The organism is Streptomyces sp. NPDC041940 (assembly GCF_055589465.1).
On record NZ_JBVJBP010000005.1, the window covers coordinates 179,585 to 196,529 of the forward strand.

The following is a 16,945-nucleotide window of genomic DNA, read 5'->3' on the forward strand; positions in this document are numbered from 1 at the left end:
TCACCGGGGCTTCAGCTTCTCCCCCCTCCAGCGGCCTCCGCCATCAGGCCCCACCCTCATCCTTCCCGGTGGCCGCCCTGTACGAACGCCGTGCCGCCAGGCCGGTGTTCGCCTCGAGGATGGGTGGTGTCACGGATGGCGGCGGGACCGGGCAGCGCACACGCTGGAGGGATGACGGAGGCTGACAGGTCGGTGGAGGCGGTACGCGGTGCCCTTGTTCTGGCGGATCTTCCTGCTGAACGCCCTCGTGCTGATCGCGGCGACCGCGCTGCTGCTGGGGCCCGTGACCGTCTCCACCCCGGTGCTGCTCACGGAGGCCGCGGTGCTGACGGTGGGGCTGGCCGCGATGCTCGTCGCCAACGCCCTGCTGCTGCGGGTCGGGCTCGCCCCGCTCCAGCGCCTGACGCGGGCCATGACGACGACCGACCTGCTGCGTCCGGGGCGGCGTCCGGCGGTCGGCGGCCAGGCGGAGGTCGCCGAGCTGATCACGACCTTCAACACGATGCTCGACCGGCTGGAGGACGAGCGGGCCACGAGCAGCGCCCGGGTCCTGTCCGCCCAGGAGGCCGAGCGGCGCCGTATCGCCCAGGAGCTGCACGACGAGGTGGGTCAGACCCTCACGGCCGTTCTGCTCGAACTCAAGCGGGTGGCCGGTCATGCCCCGCCCGATCTGCTGGAGGAGCTGCGCCAGGTGCAGGAGACCACCCGGGCCGGTCTGGACGAGATCCGTCGTATCGCCCGCCGGCTGCGCCCCGGTGTACTGGACGAACTCGGTCTGGCGAGTGCGCTGAAGTCCCTTGCCACCGACTTCAGCGGTCCCTGTCTGTCCGTACGCCACCGCCTGGACGCGGATCTGCCGCCGCTCGGCCCGGAGGCCGAACTCGTCCTCTACCGGGTCGCGCAGGAGGGACTCACCAATGTCGCCCGGCACGCCGGGGCTCGGCACGCCGAGCTCGCCCTGCGGCGGACCGCCACGGGCGTGCGGCTCTGCGTCCGTGACGACGGACGGGGCACCGGCGACGCGCCGGAGGGAGCCGGCATCCGGGGCATGCGTGAACGTGCCCTGCTCGTCGGCGCCGGCCTCAGCCTGGGCCCCGGACCGGAGAAGGGCACCGAAGTGCGCCTGACCGTCCCCGTGCCCGTACACGATCCCGACCGGAACGGCCGACCATGACCGACTCCTCCCCCACCCGCATCCTGCTCGCCGACGATCACGCCCTGGTGCGGCGGGGTGTCCGGCTGATCCTGGACGCCGAACCCGATCTCACCGTGGTCGCCGAGGCGGACGACGGGGCCGAGGCCGTCGCCCGGGCCCGTGAGCACCGGCCCGATCTGGCCGTCCTCGACATCGCCATGCCCCGGCTGACGGGGCTCCAGGCGGCCCGGGAGCTGTCCCGGACCTGCCCCGGGACGCGGATCCTCATCCTGACCATGTACGACAACGAGCAGTTCTTCTTCGAGGCGCTCGGTGCCGGTGCCTCGGGCTATGTGCTCAAGTCCGTCGCGGACCGCGACCTGGTCGAGGCGTGCCGGGCCACCATGCGGGGCGAGCCCTTCCTGTATCCCGGTGCCGTGGCCGCGCTCGTCCGCGACTACCTCGACCGCGTCCGGGAGGGCGGCGCACCGCCCTCCCGGGCCATCACGGACCGTGAGGAGGAGATCCTCAAGCTCGTCGCCGAGGGCCACACCTCGCAGCAGATCGCCGAGCTGCTGGTCATCAGCCCCAAGACGGTGGAGCGCCACCGCGCCAACCTGCTCCAGAAGCTCGGCCTCAAGGACCGTCTGGAGCTGACGCGCTACGCCATCCGTGTCGGGCTGATCGAGCCCTGAGGTCGAGGCGGCTAGCGCTCGGCCTCGGCGGGCTGGGGAGCGCGCGCTGCGGGGTCGCTTTGGGGCTCGATGTCGTACGTCGGGGCCGAGCGGCCCGGCAGGAGGTCCTGGGCGGACCGGAGCGCGCGGGCGAGCAGGGCGGAGCGTCCGGCGGCGATGGGGCCGAGGACCGCGAGGACGAGGACGTATCCGGCGATGAACGGGGCGAGGCGGTTGTCGAGTCCGGCGCTGGCGGCCATGGCGGCCAGGATCAGCGCGAACTCCCCGCGGGCCACGAGAGTCGTGGCGATCTCGGCGGCGGGCTCGGCTCCGTAGCCGTACACGCGGGCGACGAGGAGTCCGGCGATGATGTTCATGACGACGGTCAGCGCGGCCGCCGCGGCGACCGGGCCGACGACGGAGAGGATGTCGCCGGGGTCGATGGAGAGTCCGAAGGCGAAGAAGAAGATCGCCGCGAAGGCGTCGCGCAGCGGATGCACCAGTTCCCGGATGCGCGGGCCGGAAGAGGTGCCGGCCAGGATCAGGCCGACCATGAACGCGCCGATGGCGTCGGCGACTCCGAGGACCTCGGCGACTCCCGCCACGAGGACGGCCGCGCCGAGGAAGGTGATGACGAGCAGTTCGCTGTCGCGGGTCGCGATCAGGCGCCCGGCGAGCTTCGTGCCGTAGCGGGCCGCGGCGGCCAGGACCAGCAGGAAGCCGAAGGCCTTGCCGCCCTGGAGGATCATGTCCCCGACGCCCTGGGCGCCGCTGATGACCGGCTGGAGCGCGGCGAGGTACAGCGCGAGGAAGATGTCCTCGACCACGATGACGCCCAGGATGAGCCGGGTCTCCGGGCGGCCGATGCGGCCCAGGTCGATGAGGATCTTGGTGACGATGGCGGACGAGGAGATCCCGAGGACACCGGCGAGCACCAGCGCCTCCCGGACACCCCAGCCCAGGGCGAACCCGAAGGCCAGCCCCGCGCCGACGTTGAGCAGCAGATAGATCCCGCCCGCGGTCAGCAGGCGCCGGCCACCGCTCTTGAGGTCGTCGAGGTGGAACTCAAGGCCCAGGTAGAACAGCAGCAGCACCAGTCCGAGCGCGGAGAGCATCTCGAAGTCGTGTGCGTCCTCGACGATGACCAGGCCCGGGGTGTGCGGGCCGAGCAGGATGCCCGCGAGCATGAACAGCGGGATCGTCGGGAGTCCGATCCTGCCGCCGAGGCGGGCGAGGAAGGCGGCGGCCAGGAAGGCACCGCCCATGGCGAGGAGGCTGTCAGCGTGTCCCACGGGTCACCGCCTTCGTGGGAGCGCGGTAGGCGGATCGTTTCACCTTGCGGGGATGGATAGGGGCTCCTCCTTCGAAGGGGGCTCTGAACGGGCAGCGTCGTCCGCCTCTCGGCGGGGACCGAGGCCGCGGCCATGACAACCGGCACGAATGCCTCGGCGACGCTGCCAGCCTCACACGCACACCGATGGCGTCACCATCGGTGCCCGCACCCATCTCCGGGCGGGGACGACACCCATCTCCCCGTCATACGCCCCGGTGTTCGATGCCCAGCAGACTCGCCGCGGCCCGGAAGTCGGCCGCGTGGTGGCCGACCGCGAGGGACCAGTGGTGACCGACGCCCGTGGCGCTCCAGGCGTCCACCCATTCGCCCGGGTCGCGGCCGAAGTCGACGCGGCTGGTGGTGTTGCCGATCTCCAGCAGCGGTCCGGGGACGACGGTGCCCTCGGAGGTGACGAAGGACAGGCTGCCATCGGCGTCCTGGCCGAGCCCGAGCAGGGTGACGGGCCCGTGCCGGACGTCGAACTCGACGCTCACGCCCCAGCCGCGTTTGCCGTGGTAGACGCCGAGTCCGCGCAGGAGGGGGTCGCGGGCGCTGACGGCGAGGTGGGCGGGTCCGTCATGGCCCATCTCCACGACGCCGTCCTCGAAGTCGAGGGCCTGGATCTCGGTGAAGGAGCCGCCGGCGCCAACGCTCTGGGAGGCGAGCTGGGCGACGCTGGTGCGCAGTTCGTACTCGCCGGCCGCGGGCACGCCCCGGGCGGTGAGCAGGGAGGCGCCCAGGATCATGCCGGCGCCGAGCCGCTCGTGCAGTTCGCCGTCGAGGCCGCGGTGGTAGTAGGCGAGGGTGTCGAGCCCGAAGTCCTCGACGAGGCGGTCCAGTGCGACCGACACGGTCGCGCCCCAGGCGAAGTCCTCGTCCACCACGCTGTCGTCGAGGGTGAAGACCTGCCGGGCGAGCGCCATGCGCTCCTTCGTCTCCGCCTCGGTCACGCGCTCCACCCGGTGCCGCAGGTCGTCGAACTCCAGCACCTCCACGTGCGAGCCGAACGTCGTGGCCAGCAGCGTCGGATCGGTCTGCACGTCGAGCATGCCGGGATACACGTGCCCCATGAGGCCGTGCCGGGCGTGCCGGAGCGCCGCGCGGATGTGCGCGGCCCGGATCCACTGCTCGATGCGCCGCCAGGCGGACTCCTGGCGCAGCCATCCCGAGACCGACCGGAAGGGGATCCCGGCGCGCCGGAAGACGTTGCCCACCTCGGGGACGGAGCACTGGGCGCAGTAGGCCAGCCAGTCCCCCGTGTCGAAGGTCGCGTGGTTCATCCTCTGGCTCGGCTGGAGGTCGACGACCAGGACGGGCGTGTGCGAGCGCTGCGCGATCGGCAGCACCATCGACGACGTCAGATACGTCGTCAGGAACAGCACGATCAGATCGCAGTCGGCCCGGCGCAGCAGCTCGGCGGCCTCCGCGCCCTCCTGCGCGTCGGAGACGAATCCGGCGTCGGTCACCTCCGCGTCCATCCCCCGGAACCGCTCGGCGACATGGGCGGCCGACTCCTTCAGCTGCGGGAGGAGCCCGGGGAACTGCGGCCAGTAGGTGCCCAGTCCGCCGGCGACCAGTCCGATCCGGGTGCGGCGCCGGGTGACCGGCGGGAGCAGGTCGTGCAGGGCGGTGGTCCGTACGGCCCCGCGGTCGGCGGTCGTTGCCATGGTCGGTGCTCCTTGTCGGGTCTGCTGCTCAGGTGCTGGGGATGCGCAGGCTCGCCCTGTCGGGCACGGCAGGGGAGGAACGCGGCACCAGGACGCGGATGATGAACACGCCCGCGAACGCCGCCACCGTCATACAGGCGGTGATCGTCCAGAGCAGGACGGCCGGGCTGTGGTCGGCGAGGGCGGGGGTGAAGAACGCGGCGACCGCGAAGACTCCCCGCGACAGGGCGTAGGTCAGGCCCTGGGTGGTGCCCCGGGTGTCGGCGGGCAGCGTGAGCTGCGACCACACCTTGTAGTTCGCCTCCCCGGCGAAGGGGTTGGAGAGCTGGTAGAGGACGAAGAAGACGAGCATGCCGACGAGCGCGCCCGCGGTCAGCGACGCGATGACGAAGGCGAGGATCTGTACGACCGCGGCCACGTGGAACAGCCGGTCGCGCCAGGGGGTGTCCGCGAAGCGCACGAAGGCGAAGGTCAGCAGCACCCCGATCGGAATGGCGGCCAGGTTGATTCCGGTGGCCAGGCTCTGTGAGGCGTCGCTGACGGTGACGAGCAGATAGGTGCCGAACTGGCCGAAGGTGTTGGCCCCGAGGCCCCAGGTGACGTAGAAGACGAAGGTCGCGGTCATCGGCAGCAGGGCGGCGCGCGTCCAGATGTTCTTCAGGGAGCCACCCTGCGGGGCGGCATCGTCCGTTCCGGTCTCCGACGGCTCGTCGGGCAGCTTCAGCCGGGAGCGGAAGGCCCAGGTGACGAGCGCGGCGACGGCCAGCTGGCCGGTGATGAGCCGGGCCCCGGTCATGCCCGAGGTGGACAGGACGAAGCCGAGGGCGATGGCGACGGCGATGCCCAGCATCCACATGACCTGGGTGAAGGCGACGAGCCTGCCCCGGGCCCAGGAGGGCGCGGCGTCCGAGACCACGGCCAGGGACGTCGGCAGGTCGGCGCCGGCCGCGAGCCCCGCGACGAGGACGCCGATCAGCAGCGTGATGTCGTCCGGGGCCAGCGTGATCACGATCGCGCCGAGGGCGAAGCAGAAGATGTCCCAGTTGTAGACGCGGCGGCGGCCGAACAGGTCGGCGAGCCGTCCGCCCACCAGGGACCCGACGGCGATGCAGCCGGTGACGATCGCGCTGATCGCGCCGGCCATCCACACGCCCATGTCGTAACTGTCGCGGTAGATGGCCAGGTTGACGGAGATGCTGACGATCAGCCCGGCATCGAGATAGGAGGCCATGCCCGACAGCGCGGCGGCCTTCCAGAGCTGTTTCGGGATGGGGCGGGTACCGGCCATGATGCGACTCCGTCGTCTGGTGACATCGCGGTTCCGGGGGCCTGGTCGCAGCGAATATAGGGCGAGAAAAACGTTGCAACAAGATGTCGCGCGCACCTGGGTGAGATGACGTCGGCTGCCGCGCCACCGTTCCGGGATATGGCGTGATCGCCCCAGGCCCCCTACGGTGAAGATGGCCTAAAAACGTTTCAGGGGAAGGACCGTGCCCGTGCTCTCCCCCGCGCTCCGGCGCCTGTTCGACGACCCGCCCCGCGACTTCGGCCCCACTCCCCTGTGGTGGTGGTCGGGTGCGAAGGTCACCCGCGAGCGCCTCGCCTGGCAGTTGCGGGCGTTCGCGCGGGGCGGTGTCCACAACCTCGTCGTGATCAATCTGGCCCCGGCCGGCCCGACGTTCGGTGCCCGGGCCGACGATCCGGCGTGGTTCGGCGAGGAGTGGTGGGCGCGCTTCACCGACGCCTGCGAGATCGCCGCGGAACTGGGCACGCGCCTGTGGTTCTACGACCAGATCGGGTTCTCCGGCGCCAATGTGCAGGGCGGTGTGACACGGCGTCATCCCGAGGCGGCCGGCCGCGCGCTGCGCTGTCACGACCTCACGGTCGCCGGGGGCACGGTCGCCGTCGGTGATGCGGAGACCCCGCTGGCCGCGTACACCCAGCAGGGCCGGCGCCTCGATCTGGCCACGGACGGCCCGGGCGGCCCGGGCGGCCCCGTGGGTGTCGCCGCCGCCGACGGAACCGAGGTGCGGCTCGTCACCACCGTCCCCACGGCGTTCGACTACCTCGACCCGCACGCCGTGGGCCTGTTGATGGACACCGTCCACCACGAGTACGACCGCCGTGTGCCCGGCTACCTGGGCACCGTCATCGCGGGCAGCTTCCAGGACGAACTGCCGGGCACGAACGCGTGGAGCCACCGCTTCGCCGACGAGTTCCGCGCCCGGCGCGGCTACGACCTGCTCGACCAGCTGCCGGCCCTGTTCGGGACGAACGCCACCGCGGGGGAAGGAGAGATCCGCGCCGACTACTACGCGGTCCGCGCGCAGCTCACCGAGGAGGCCCTGTTCCGGCCGCTCTCCGACTGGCACCGCGAGCGCGGCCTGCTGCTCGGCAGCGACCAGAGCCACCCCGCCCGCGCGGGGTACCCGGCGCAGTCGACGCAGATCTACACCGACTACTTCCGGACCCACCGCTGGTACAGCGCCGCCGGCAGCGACCACCACGGTGACGCCAAGGTGCACTCCTCCATGGCCCACCTCTACGGCCACGAGCGGGTGTGGATCGAGGCATTCCACTCCTCCGGCTGGGGCGGCACGCTGGAGGACACCTACCACTGGCTGCTGCCGTTCCTGCGCAGCGGCGCCAACCTGTACAACCCGCACGCCAGTTACTTCGGCACGGCGGGCGGCTGGTTCGAGTGGGCGCCGCCGTCCACCGACTGGCGCCAGCCCTACTGGAAGCAGTACCCGGCGTTCTCCCGGGCCGTGGCCCGGATCTGCTCGATCATGTCCTGGGGCGGCTACGCGGCCGACGTGGCGGTCCTGCACCCGACCGCCACCATGCAGGCGCTCATCCCGCTGGACGCGCCGGTCCGGCACTTCGGCGACGGCCGGCTGGGCGACGGTCACGCCGACGCCGACGAGACGCAGCGCCACTACCTGGACCTGTGCGGCACGAACAACTGGCTCGCCCCGCACGTCGGAACCCTGGACCGGCACGGGATCTCCTTCGACGTCGTCGACGACGACTCGGTCCAGCGCGCCAAGGCCACCGACGGTGCCCTGCGCATCAGGGACCTGGCGTACGGCGTGGTGCTGCTGCCCTCGGCGAGCGTGCTGGAGGAGGAGACGGCGCGGCGGCTGGCCGAACTGCTCGACGCGGGAGGGCGGGTCGTGGTCGTGGGGCGACCGCCCGCGACGGCCGCGGGCCGGTCCGGTGACGACACGGTGGTGGCGGCGCTGCTGGCCCATCCGCGGCTGGAGCGGGTGCCCGACCCGGAGGCCGGTGCGGCGGCGGTGGCCGACGCGGCCGGGTACGCCACCGGTGAGGTGCCGCTGCTCGTCAGGCGGCAGGGGAACGAGGCGGTTGCGCTGGTCACGGCGGCCTTTCCGGAGATCGGCGCGCATCCACTGCGGCCCGGCGCCTCCCCGGAGGACCTCGCCGTAGGCACGTCGTCCGTCACCGTGCGGGCCGAGGTCGCCGAGGCCGAGGTCTGGAACCCGGCGACCGGCTCCCGCCGTCCCGCGCGCGTCACCGCGTCCGACTCCGCCGACGGCGCCGTCTCGACGATCGAGGTGCCGCTGGACGGCGCCCCCGCGGCCCTGGTCGTCTGGCATGAGGGCCGCCCGGCACCGACGCCGCCGGAACGGGAGTCGCCCGGCCGGGTGCTCGACCTCTCGGCCGGCTGGCACGGCCGGCTGGTCCCCACCCTGGACAACACCTGGGGCGATCTGGCGCTGCCCCCGGGTACGTCCGTGGACGAGCCGCAGCTCTGGACCATGGAGTGGACCGAGGGCACGGTGTGGGAGCGGACCCGGGCCACGTACGGCAACCGGGTCCGAGTCCTGCCACCGGTGCCGCTCGGCGAGGTGCCCGAGCCGCTGGACGCCGACCGCGCCGAACGAGTCCTGGCGGGCGAGTTGCCTCTCGTACCGCCGGACACGGGCTGGGACGTCGCCGTGTACTCGTCGAGCCGGGGCATCCCCGACCCGGGCGGGCTGCTGGGCCTCAAGGGGCTGGTGAACGAGGAGTTCGTCCGCGTGCCCGTGCCGGTCGGCGCGACGGCCGCCCGGGTCCGGACGATCGTGGAGACCGAGCACCGAGGGCCCGCCGAACTGCAGGTCGGCGCGGAGGCCCGCAAGCGGGTGTGGTGGAACGGCGAGCGGCTGGACCCGGGCGCCGCAGGGTACGTGGCCTCCGCCCGGATCACGGTGACCCGCGCCCGGAACGTGCTCGAGTACGAACTCTCCGACGCCCAGAGCCGCCCCTCGACGATCTCGGCCGAGGACGGCACTCCGCTCGGCAGCTTCTTCTGTCTGTCCGCGCCGGGCGGGCTCGGGCCGCGTCCGCGGTTCATGCGCCCGCCGGACGGTGTGCGGCCGGACGGCCGGGTGACGTACCGCGCGCGGCTGCGGGTCCCGGGCGGGGACGCACGGGCGGTGCTCGTGGTGGGTGCCGCCACGGCGGCCACCGTGCTCCTCGACGGCGATGTCGTGGCGCGGCAGGAGGAGGTGGAGTACTACGCGGCGGACTGGGGCGCCGTGCCGCAGTTCTTCCGCCACGAACCGGCGCTCGGCGCGGGCGAGCACACCCTGGAGGTCGTGTCCGACAGTGCCGATGCCCGGGACGCGGTGTTCGTCGACCTGGTGGTGCGGTCCGGGGACGAGGTGACGGCCCTGGTCAGCGGCGCCGGCTGGGAGGCCGGGACGGGCGGGTGGCGGGGGCGAACCGTCGAGGACGACCGCAGGCGGGGCGAGCTGAGGCACTGCCACGCCGTGGTACGGCCGCATCCGCTTCCCGACACCGGCTGGCTCACGGGCCGGCCGGTGCTCGCGGGCACCGTGTGGCCGTCACGGTCCACGGACGACGTCCACGCGGCCCCGCAGCGCTTCCGGTTCACGGTGCCGGCGGGCACGGTGTCCCTCGACCTGCCGTTGGCGCTACCGGCGAGCGTGCGGGTCGGGGACGGGCCGGAAGCTCCCCTGGACGGACACCGGCTGACACTGCGACACCCCCTTCCGGCGCCCACGCCGGTCGAGGTGGTCACCGAGCCGACCGCGGTCCTGCGGGGCGGCTCCGCCTGGCGCGGGCCGGTGCGGGTGCGGACCGTACCGGCGCCGCTGCCGCTCGGCGACTGGCGTGAGCTGGGGCTGGGCAGTTGGAGCGGGGGCGTGACGTACGCGCGTGCACTGCAGGTGCCGCCGGGGGCCGATCCCGTCCTGGATCTCGGGCGGGTGCGGGGCAGTGTGGAGGTGTCGGTCGACGGGGAGTCCGCCGGTGAGGCGTTCTGCGCGCCGTACCGTTTCCCGTTGCGCGGTGCCGCCGGGCGTACCGTCCGGGTGGAGGTGACCGTCCGGGGCACGCTGGCGCCCTACCTCGCGGAGGCCACACCCACCGCCTGGGCGTTCGACTCCCAGCTGTCGTCGGGGCTGCTGGGTCCGGTGACGCTGCGGGTGCCGTCCGACGTCTAGTCGCCGGTGGGCGGCCGGGTGGAGTCCCGTAGTACGAGGCCGGGGGCGAAGACTCGGGTCTCGTGGAGGTGGTCCGCTCGGGCCTCGATCTCGTCGAGCAGCATCTCCACGGCCGCCCGGCCGAGGTCCTCGACCGGCTGCCGGACGGTCGTCAGGGTCGTCGCCCCGAAGCTGGCGACGTCGAGATCGCCGTAGCCGACCACCTGCACGTCCTCGGGGATGCGCACGCCGCGCTCGGTCAGTCCCCGGCACAGGCCGGCCGCGAGGAAGTCGTTGGTGCAGAAGACCCCGTCGGGCAGGTGCCCGAGTTCGCGCGCGATCTGTGTTCCGTACGCGACGGTCATCCGCTCGGCGACGACCTGGTCCAGCCGTGCCTCGCGCCGGCTGCGGACGGCCTGCCGGGCCCCCTGGTACCGGTCGGCGCACTGCCGTATGCCGCGTTCACCGTTGACGACGAGGATGTCGCGCGCCCCGCTGTCCAGGAGGTGCTGTACGGCGATTCGGCCGCCGGCGATGTCGTCGACGGAGGCCGAGCAGCCCTCCCGGTCGGGCATCGCGCGGTCGGCCAGGACCAGCGGGATGCCCCGCTCGCGCAGCCGGGCCAGTCGCCCCGGGTCGGCGCTGAGCGGCACGACGACCACGCCGACGGCCCGCTGCCCGACGAGCATGCTGAAGTAGCCCTGTTCCCGCTCCGGGGCGTCGCCGCTGTGGCAGAGGACGAGGGCGTAGCCGTGGTCGTAGGCCGCGTCGGCCGCGCCGCGTGCGATGCGCGCGTAGAAGGAGTTGGTGACGTCGGGCAGCACGAGCCCGATGGCGGAGGAGTGGCCGGTGCGCAGGCCCGCCGCTCCCGGGTGGGGGACGTAGTCGAGTTCGGCGACCGCGACGCGGACGCGCTCGGCGGTCCGTTCGGTGACCCGCTCGGGCCGGTTGAGCACGTTCGACACCGTGGACACCGAGACGCCGGCGGCGGCCGCGACGTCCTGGATGCGGGCGGGGCGTGCCGGAACGGCGTCCACCCCCTCGCTGTTGCGGCCGTGCGACCAGGCACGACGGCGGCCTCCATGAGCGCCGCAAGTATAACGTGACCGGGCGTGGAACGTTTTTCCCGGCCCGGTCTCCGTCGTCTCCGGATCAGGCCGGGAACTCCCGCTTCAGCCAGTCGCCGTCCAGGCGGATGTGTTTGATGGTGCGCCGGTGGTGGGTGTAGGCGATGTGGAGGGTGCCGTCCGGTGTCTGGGCGAGGGAGGGGTAGGACAGCTCGCGGTTGAGGCCGTCGCGGGAGTTGTTGGTCAGGCAGTGCCCGTCGCCGGTTTCGAGGTCGTGGCGCAGCGGCCAGGTGCGTCCTTCGTCCGGGGAGAGGGCCAGCGAGAGCGGGGCTCGGGGGGCGCCCCAGAACGCGTCGCCCGTGGGGGCGGTCTCCGCGGGTGTCCCTGCCACTCCCCCGTCGTCGATCTCGTCGTACAGCGAGACCCTGCGCGCGACGGCGTCGGCCGCGCTGCTGTGGTTGTAGACCAGGGCGAGTCTGCCGTCGGCCAGCACGGTGTACTGGATCGAGGAGTTGTTGTTCGGCAGGTCCAGGGGGCGCGGTTCGCTCCAGGTCTCGCCGCCGTCGTACGACACGCTGCCGTGCACGGCGTCCGCGCGACGGCTGCGGAAGAGGGCCAGGAGTGAACCGTCAGGCAGCGGGCGGATGTTCATGTGGACGAGGCCGGTGCTGCCCGGGACGGGGCGTTCACGCCAGGTGCGTCCGCCGTCGTCGCTGATCATGACGGAGCTGGTGTCCCGGTCGCCCGACCAGGAGGTGCCGGGGGTGGCGACACAACGGAAGACGGGGAGCAACAGCCTCTCGCCGGACGGCACTTGGACGACCGGCTGGCGGACGAACACGCCGCCCTGCTCGGTGGCCGGGAACAGGACACGGGCCGGGCCCCAGGTGGCGCCCTCGTCGTGGCTGACGCGCAGCCGGACCTCGGCCGTGTCCTGGTGGCCCGCGCGCTGCGCGGTGTGCAGGAGCCAGAGCTCGCCCGAGGGGGCGGGGAACAGGAGCGGGTTCTGCTCGGAGCGGGTGTCGTCGGCGGAGAGACGCACGGGCAGGGACCAGGTGTCGGCGCCCTGGGCGAGGCGGGAGAACCATACCGAGATGTCGGCGACGCCTTCCTGGGTGCCGCCGAACCAGACGCAGCCCAGGTCGCCGCTCGGCAGGACGGTGAGGTTGGCGGCGTGGTTCTGCACGGCGGGGGCGGCCAGGTGGGTCTCGGCGCGGCCCGGTTCGGTGGGGTGGGGGCGCAGGGTGCCGTCGGGGGTGGTCATCGGGACTCTCCCTCCTGACGCGCGGCGTCGAGGTGGGACGCGGCGATCTGCTGGAGGTGGACGACGTCGGCTGCGATGGAGACGTAGGTCCAGCCTTCGGTGAGGCGGCGGGCGGCGCTCGCACCGTCGGCGTTGTGGATGCCGGCCGCGATGCCCGCCGCTTCGGCCGCCTTCCTGATGCGGGTCAGGGCCTGCTCGAACTCCTCTTGTACGGCAGGGTCGGTGGAGGTGGCTCCGCCGATGGCCAGGCGCAGGTCGGAGGGGCCGACGTAGATGCCATCGAGGCCGTCGGTGGCACAGATGGCTTCGACGTTGGCGAGGCCGTCGGCGGTCTCGATCATGGCGAGGACGGCGGTCTGGGCGTGGGTGTCGGCCGGGTTGGGGCCGATGCGGAGCTGGGCGCGCATGGGTCCGTAGGAGCGGCGGCCGAGCGGGGGGTAGCGCACGGCGGCGACGGCGTCGGCGGCGTCCTGCGCATTGTCGATGAGGGGGACGATGACGGCGGTCGCCCCTGCATCCAGGGCTTTGCCGATGTAGGTGAGGTCGTTGGCCTCTACGCGCACGATGCCGACGGCGGTGCTGTCTTTGGTGTCGGTGGCCAGGAGGTTGTTGAGCATGCCCTGGTAGCCGAAGAGTCCGTGCTGGGCGTCGAAGGCGAGGTAGTCGTAGCCGAGGCGGGCCAGGCGTTCGGCGGCGATGGGTGAGTCGAGCAGGGACCAGTAGCCGATGAGCTGTTCGCGGGCGCGCAGGGCGGTGGTGAACTCGGCTGGGGTGCGGCCGGTTGCCATGAGGATCTCCGTAACAGTCAGGGTGGGGGTCAGCGGTTGTAGGCGGGCATCGGGCCGCGCAGGCGGGCGCCGACCTCGTCGCAGGCCGCGGTGACATCGGCGGGCAGCGGGCCCGCGGCAGCGGCGGCGATGTTGGCGAGCAGGTGCTCGGTCCTGGAGCCGCCCAGGAGCAGGGCGTCGGTGGAGGGTCGCTCCAGCAGCCAGCGCAGGGCCAGGTCGGTCAGCGGCAGGCCCGCCTCGGAGGCGATACGGGCCAGGTCGGTGACGGCGCGGAACAGGTCCTCGTTCCAGTAGCGCTGCCGGTACATCGCGGCCAGCCGCGAGTCGCCGAAACGGCCGCTGTCCGGGGCCTGTTCGAAGGTGTGACGGCCGGTGAGCAGGCCGCCGCCGAGCGGGTTGTAGACCATTGTGGCGAGGCCGGTCACGGCGGCGTACTCGACGTACTCCTCCTCGATACGGCGCGCGAGGAGGTTGTGCAGCTGCTGGGCGATCACCGGACGCGGGGCCACCTCGTCGGCCGTGCGGGTGAGTTCGGCGATCTGCCAGGCCGCGAAGTTGGACACGCCGAGCGCGCCGATCTTGCCCTCCCGCACGAACTCGGCGACGGCCGCCAGGGTTTCGGCCGGCGGGGTCGCACGGTCCGGCTGGTGCAGATAGAACAGGTCGACGTGGTCGGTCCCGAGCCGCTTCAGGCTGCCCTCCAGCGCGGCCCGCAGTCCGGCCGGTGACAGGGGCGCGTGGTCGCCCTGGTCGGGGTGCGGGATGCCCGCCTTGGTGGCCAGCACGATCCGCTCCCGGCGGCCCGGCAGCAGTTCCCCCAGTAGCCGCTCGCTGTCACCACCGGCGTAGCCGTTCGCGGTGTCCACGCCCGTGACGCCCGCGTCCAGCGCGGCGTCCAGCATCGACGCGGCCGACGCGCGGTCGACGGTGTCGCCGAAGGTCATCGTGCCCAGAACGAGACGGGACAACGGGACGGGGACGTGCGGCAAGGTGAGGCCGGTGGTCACGAGGAGCTTCCTTCCAGTACGCGGCGGGGTTTCACGCCGTGGATGGCGGTCGGGTCGAGGGCTGCGCGGCGCAGGGCGCGGGTGTAGGGGTCGGACGGGGCGGCGAGGACGGTCTCGGTCCGCCCGGCCTCGACCACGCGGCCGGCCCGCATCACCACGACGTCCGTGCTCATCTCGCGCACCACGCCCAGGTTGTGCGCGATGACGAGGTAGGCGATGCCGGTCTCCTCCTGCAACTCCCTGAGCAACGCGAGCACCTGGGCCTGCACGGAGACGTCGAGCGCGGAGGTCGCCTCGTCGCAGACCAGCAGGTCGGGCCGGGAGGCGAGGGCGCGGGCGATGCCGATGCGCTGCCGCTGGCCGCCGGAGAAGTCGGCCGGGCGGCGTTCCAGTGCGGACGGGGGCAGGCCGACCTGGTCGAGCAGTTCGGCGGCACGGCGGGACCGTTCGCCGCGGTCCGAGGCACCGCCGAGGCGCAGCGGCTCGGCCACGATCTGCTGGGCGGTCAGATGAGGGTCGAGGGAGCCGTAGGGGTCCTGGAAGACCATTTGGACGCGGCGCCGCAGCGGTCGCAGTTTCCGCTCCGGAAGGGTGGCGATGTCCGTGCCGTCGAGGACGATGCGGCCGGACCGTGGGGTGAGCAGCCGGACCAGGGCGCGGGCGAGGGTCGACTTGCCGCAGCCGGACTCGCCGACGACCGCGAGCGAGCCGCCCTTGTCGAGCTGGAAACCGACCTGGTCGACGGCCCGGAAAGGGCCACTGGGGGTCGGGTATTCGACGACCAGGTCCTCTACGCGGAGCAGGGTCATGGGGTGGCTCCTCGCTCGGAGGTCTCGTCCTCGTCCCAGGCGCCGAGGCGGGGCACGGCGGCGAGGAGGGCTCGGGTGTAGGGCTCGGCGGGTTGGTCGACGATGCGGTCGGCCGGTCCGGACTCGACGAAGCGGCCGTCCTTCATGACGTGGATGCGGTCGGAGACCAGCCGGGCCACGCCCAGGTCGTGCGTGATCATCAGTATGCCGATGCCGGTGCGTTCCTGGAGTTCCATCAGCAGGTCCAGGACGCTGGCCTGGACGGTCGCGTCGAGAGCGGAGGTGGGTTCGTCGGCGACCAGCAGTTCCGGATCGCCGGCCAGGGCGATGGCGATGAGGATGCGTTGCAGCATGCCGCCGGAGAACTGGTGCGGGTAGGACTTCCAGCGGGTCTCGGGGCGTGTGATGCGCACCTGGGCGAGCAGCTCGATGCCCCTGTCGCGGGCCTGGGCCCTGGACAGTTCCGGGTGGCGCAGGCGGATCGCCTCGCCGAGCTGCCGGCCGATGGTGTGGACGGGGCTGAGGGCGGTCATCGGGTCCTGGGGGATCAGGGACACCGTACGGCCGCGTACCGCGCATGCCGCGCCGGGGTCGGCGACGACGTCCCGGCCGCCGACGAGGACGCTGCCCGACAGCACGGCAAGGCCCTCCGGCAGCAGGCGCAGTACGCCCATCGCGGTGGTCGACTTGCCGGATCCTGACTCGCCGATGAGGGTCACGGTCTCGCCGCGGCCGACAGTGAAGGTCACGCCGTCGACGGCCCGGACGACGCCGTGCGCGGTGATGAGTTCGATCTGGAGGTCGCGGACGTCCAGCAGGGGTGTCCCGGTGCTCATGCTCCGGCTCCCTTCCGGCGGCGGGTGCGGTCCCGCAGTCCGTCGCCCAGCAGATTGACCCCGACCACGAGGAGGGCGATGACCAGGCCGGGCAGGGTGACCAGCCACCACGAGGTGGTGATGTAGGCCTGGCCGTCGGAGATGATCCGGCCCCAGGTGGCGAAGGGCCGCTGCGGTCCGGCGCCGAGGAAGCTCAGGGCGCTCTCCAGCAGCACCGCCTGGGCGAGCAGGAGCAGCACGACGAGGCTCACCGGGCGGACGACGTTGGGCACCACGTGCCGGGTGAGGATCTGCCAGCCGCGCAGGCCCAGCACGCGGGCGGCGGCGACGTACGGTTTCTCGCGCTCGACCAGGACGAGAGAGCGGGTCAGCCGCGCCACCTCGGGCCACTGCGCGACGGCGATCACACAGGTGATGACGGTGACGGAGGGCCCGAAGAGGGCTACGACGAGCAGCAGCATCATCAGCAGGGGCAGGGCGAGCTGGGCCTCCAGGAAGCGGGAGACGAGCGCGTCGACCCAGCCGCCGAAGAAGCCCGCGGCCGCACCGGCGAGGATGCCGATCAGCCCGGACACCAGGACCGCGAGGACGCCGACCGACAGGGAGACCTGGCCGCCGTGCAGGATGCGCGACAGCAGGTCGCGGCCGAGCTGGTCGGTGCCGAGCAGGTGCCCCGCGCTGAGCGGCGGCAGCCTGCGCTCCGAGAGGTCCTGGGCGTTGGCCTCCGGCAGGGGCAGCACGCTCGCCAGGGCGACGGGCAGGACCACGAGGGCCGTGCACACGGACCCGGCCCAGATCTTGAAGCGTGAGCCGCGCCGCTGGCGGGTCGCGGTGGCCCGGGCGAGGTCGCGGGCGCCGACGGCGCTGGGCCGTTCGGTGCCGGCGACCGGGGTGGAGATGACACCGGCCATG

At 72.7% G+C, this 16,945-nt stretch carries 13 protein-coding genes; 3 read left to right on the forward strand and 10 right to left on the reverse strand.

The features are described from left to right. Positions 1-208: 208 nt before the first annotated feature. Both ACZ6I3_RS11805 and ACZ6I3_RS11810 read left to right on the forward strand, forming a co-directional pair. A complete protein-coding gene (locus tag ACZ6I3_RS11805) occupies positions 209-1,174 on the forward strand; it encodes a HAMP domain-containing sensor histidine kinase (protein WP_469413855.1) in 966 nt (321 codons plus the stop codon). Next, a complete protein-coding gene (locus ACZ6I3_RS11810; protein WP_469413857.1) occupies positions 1,171-1,830 on the forward strand; it encodes a response regulator in 660 nt (219 codons plus the stop codon). Before ACZ6I3_RS11805 ends, ACZ6I3_RS11810 begins: the two co-directional genes overlap by 4 nt. A gap of 11 nt (positions 1,831-1,841) precedes the next feature. Here the strand turns inward: ACZ6I3_RS11810 and ACZ6I3_RS11815 are convergent, their stop codons facing one another. From ACZ6I3_RS11815 to ACZ6I3_RS11825, 3 genes are all read right to left on the reverse strand, one after another. Then, positions 1,842-3,101 (reverse strand): cation:proton antiporter, encoded by a 1,260-nt coding sequence (locus tag ACZ6I3_RS11815; RefSeq protein ID WP_469413859.1) that lies wholly within the window; start codon positions 3,099-3,101, stop codon positions 1,842-1,844. Positions 3,102-3,345: 244 nt separating this feature from the next. Further along, positions 3,346-4,809 (reverse strand): arabinose isomerase, encoded by a 1,464-nt coding sequence (locus tag ACZ6I3_RS11820; RefSeq protein ID WP_469413860.1) that lies wholly within the window; start codon positions 4,807-4,809, stop codon positions 3,346-3,348. Positions 4,810-4,837: 28 nt separating this feature from the next. After that, complete coding sequence (locus tag ACZ6I3_RS11825) at positions 4,838-6,097, reverse strand: MFS transporter (protein ID WP_469413862.1); 1,260 nt, start codon at positions 6,095-6,097, stop codon at positions 4,838-4,840. A 208-nt stretch (positions 6,098-6,305) separates the two neighbouring features. On the opposite strand from ACZ6I3_RS11825, the gene ACZ6I3_RS11830 reads away from it, so the two are divergent. Continuing rightward, positions 6,306-10,283 (forward strand): glycosyl hydrolase, encoded by a 3,978-nt coding sequence (locus tag ACZ6I3_RS11830; protein ID WP_469414083.1) that lies wholly within the window; start codon positions 6,306-6,308, stop codon positions 10,281-10,283. Here the strand turns inward: ACZ6I3_RS11830 and ACZ6I3_RS11835 are convergent. The 7 genes from ACZ6I3_RS11835 to ACZ6I3_RS11865 all read right to left on the reverse strand — a co-directional run bounded on the left by ACZ6I3_RS11835 (position 10,280) and on the right by ACZ6I3_RS11865 (position 16,944). After that, positions 10,280-11,299 (reverse strand): LacI family DNA-binding transcriptional regulator, encoded by a 1,020-nt coding sequence (locus ACZ6I3_RS11835; protein WP_469413864.1) that lies wholly within the window; start codon positions 11,297-11,299, stop codon positions 10,280-10,282. The genes ACZ6I3_RS11830 and ACZ6I3_RS11835 overlap by 4 nt on opposite strands. A 115-nt stretch (positions 11,300-11,414) precedes the next feature. After that, the gene (locus ACZ6I3_RS11840; protein ID WP_469413866.1) at positions 11,415-12,593 is read right to left on the reverse strand and encodes a sialidase family protein; all 1,179 of its coding nucleotides are present in this window, start codon (positions 12,591-12,593) and stop codon (positions 11,415-11,417) included. Further along, on the reverse strand, positions 12,590-13,381 hold the full coding sequence (locus tag ACZ6I3_RS11845) for an HpcH/HpaI aldolase family protein (protein WP_469413867.1): 792 nt from the start codon (positions 13,379-13,381) through the stop codon (positions 12,590-12,592). The genes ACZ6I3_RS11840 and ACZ6I3_RS11845 overlap by 4 nt, the downstream gene beginning before the upstream one ends. Positions 13,382-13,410: 29 nt before the next feature. Continuing rightward, positions 13,411-14,388, reverse strand: coding sequence for an aldo/keto reductase (locus ACZ6I3_RS11850; protein WP_469413869.1), 978 nt, complete (start codon positions 14,386-14,388; stop codon positions 13,411-13,413). After that, on the reverse strand, positions 14,385-15,197 hold the full coding sequence (locus tag ACZ6I3_RS11855; protein WP_469413871.1) for an ATP-binding cassette domain-containing protein: 813 nt from the start codon (positions 15,195-15,197) through the stop codon (positions 14,385-14,387). Before ACZ6I3_RS11855 ends, ACZ6I3_RS11850 begins: the two co-directional genes overlap by 4 nt. Next, positions 15,194-16,033, reverse strand: coding sequence for an ABC transporter ATP-binding protein (locus ACZ6I3_RS11860; protein ID WP_469413873.1), 840 nt, complete (start codon positions 16,031-16,033; stop codon positions 15,194-15,196). Before ACZ6I3_RS11860 ends, ACZ6I3_RS11855 begins: the two co-directional genes overlap by 4 nt. Then, entirely contained in the window at positions 16,030-16,944 is a 915-nt protein-coding gene (locus tag ACZ6I3_RS11865; protein WP_469413875.1) for an ABC transporter permease, read from the reverse strand. Before ACZ6I3_RS11865 ends, ACZ6I3_RS11860 begins: the two co-directional genes overlap by 4 nt. Position 16,945: the final 1 nt, after the last annotated feature.